The organism is Nocardioides sp. CPCC 206348 (genome assembly GCF_048654705.1).
Lineage (GTDB): Bacteria > Actinomycetota > Actinomycetes > Propionibacteriales > Nocardioidaceae > Nocardioides.
On the sequence record NZ_JBMCZA010000166.1, the window covers coordinates 2,064 to 3,961 of the forward strand.

The following is a 1,898-nucleotide window of genomic DNA, read 5'->3' on the forward strand; positions in this document are numbered from 1 at the left end:
GGCACTGCCTGCGGACAGCCCCGAGCTCGTGCGCGCCGTGATCGAGGGCTACCGCCTGGGCGGCTACGCCTTCACCGCCTACAAGTCGAAGCCCGGTACGCCGACCACGCCGGCCGAGATCGTCGTCCTGACCCCTGCAGCCCGCCGGGCCGAGGTGGTCGCTGCGGTCGAGCCGGCCCAGATCGTGGTCGATGCCGTGCTCGCCACCCGCGACTGGGTGAACACTCCCCCGGCCGACCTGACCCCGCCGATGTTCGCCGACGCCATCACCGCAGCGGTGAAGGCAGGCAACAAGCAGGTCCCCAGCGGCGGCACCAAGGTGAAGGTCGACGTCCTCGACGAGGTGCGACTGGCCGAGCTCGGCTGCGGGGGGATCCTCGGCGTCGGCGCAGGTTCTGCTGCACCGCCGCGCCTGGTCGAGTTGTCCTACCGCCCCAAGGACGCGGTCCTGCACATCGCGCTGGTCGGCAAGGGCATCACGTTCGACTCCGGCGGCCTGTGGATCAAGCCCGCCGCCAGCATGGGCACGATGAAGGAGGACATGGCCGGGGCCGCCGCCGTCGTGCAGGCGATGATCGCCGCCGCCCGCCTCGACCTCCCGGTCCGGATCTCCGGGTTCGCCGCGCTCGCCGAGAACATGATCGGCGCCGCCTCGATGCGCCCCGGTGACGTGCAGACGATGTACGACGGCCAGACCGTGGAGATCGGCAACACCGACGCCGAGGGCCGGCTGGTGCTTGCCGACGCACTCGGTCGCGCGGTCGAGTGCGCGCCGGACCTGGTCATCGACATCGCCACCCTGACCGGCCACATGGTGATGGCGCTCGGCGACAAGATCGCCGGTGTGATGGGCGATGACGCCGTCGTTGAGCAGGTGCTCGCCGCCGCCGAGTCCGCGGGCGAGGACGCCTGGCCGATGCCGATCCCGGACTTCATGGACGAGCGGATCCGCAGCAGCAAGATCGCCGACCTGTCGCAGTACGACGGCATCCGCTGGGGCGGCGGGATCTTCGCCGCGGCGTTCCTGCGCGAGTTCACGGGCGGGCTGCCGTGGGGACACCTCGACATCGCCGGGCCGACGTACAACCGCGGCGGCCCGAACGGCCACTGGACCTCGGGCGCGACCGGCTACGGCGTCGCGACCCTCGTCGAGCTGCTCAGGGCGTCGGCGGCCGCTGCTGCTTCTGCTGCTGCCTGACCCGGGAGTTGTAGTCGCGCATCCGCTGCGGCACACCGACCACTGCGGCGTCGTACGACGGGATCTGGTGGCGGTTGCAGAAGTCGTGCGCCCACTTGACCGACGGGACCCGTCGGCGGGTCCACTCCCCGTCGTGCGCGACGAGGAGGAGCGTCACGTCGCTGACGGCGGTACGCGGCTCGACGAACCCCTCGACGCCACGTCGCTCGCCCACCCAGGTCTGCAGGTGCTGCTCGTCGGTACGGTCCGATGCGCGCACACGGGTGGAACCCGTACGCGCCTCTGCCGTGGGGTTACTCATGCGTACCTTCGAGCCCCTGCGGAATCGATCGAACCAAGCCATGCAGACAGTTTGCCCGATCGATGGGTGGCTGGTTGCCAGATGCTTCAGTCGTGGTGCAAGGATGAGGTCCATGGCGACCGAAGTCACTCTTCCCGCGCTCGGTGAGTCCGTCACCGAGGGCACCGTTACTCGCTGGCTCAAGCAGGTCGGCGACCAGATTGCGATCGACGAGCCGCTGCTCGAGGTCTCGACCGACAAGGTCGACACCGAGATCCCTTCTCCGGTCGCGGGCACGCTTCTCGAGATCAAGGCGGCCGAGGACGACACGGTCGAGGTCGGTGCCGTTCTCGCCGTGATCGGTGAGGCCGGCGAGGCCCCCGCCGAGGCGCCTGCTGCGCCCGCCGAAGAGGCGCCGGC

The 1,898-nt window shown here is 70.2% G+C and carries 3 protein-coding genes; 2 read left to right on the forward strand and 1 reads right to left on the reverse strand.

Annotated features, from left to right (window positions below; all coding sequences use genetic code 11):
- Positions 1-1,198, forward strand: a 1,198-nt coding sequence (locus ACOADB_RS13075; protein WP_378599157.1) for a leucyl aminopeptidase, incomplete at its 5' end; no start/stop codon positions are given.
- Here the strand turns inward: ACOADB_RS13075 and ACOADB_RS13080 are convergent.
- Positions 1,158-1,499, reverse strand: coding sequence for a hypothetical protein (locus tag ACOADB_RS13080; RefSeq protein WP_182376654.1), 342 nt, complete (start codon positions 1,497-1,499; stop codon positions 1,158-1,160). The genes ACOADB_RS13075 and ACOADB_RS13080 overlap by 41 nt on opposite strands.
- Positions 1,500-1,611: 112 nt before the next feature.
- Between ACOADB_RS13080 and ACOADB_RS13085 the strand changes: the two genes are divergently transcribed.
- Positions 1,612-1,898: biotin/lipoyl-containing protein (locus tag ACOADB_RS13085; protein ID WP_378599161.1), on the forward strand; the 287-nt coding region annotated here is incomplete at its 3' end.

What these genes read in the sequence shown, in the direction of transcription:
- ACOADB_RS13080 (WP_182376654.1), bottom strand. Translation starts at nt 1,499, where the DNA reads ATGAGTAACCCCACGGCAGAGGCGCGTACGGGTTCCACCCGTGTGCGC.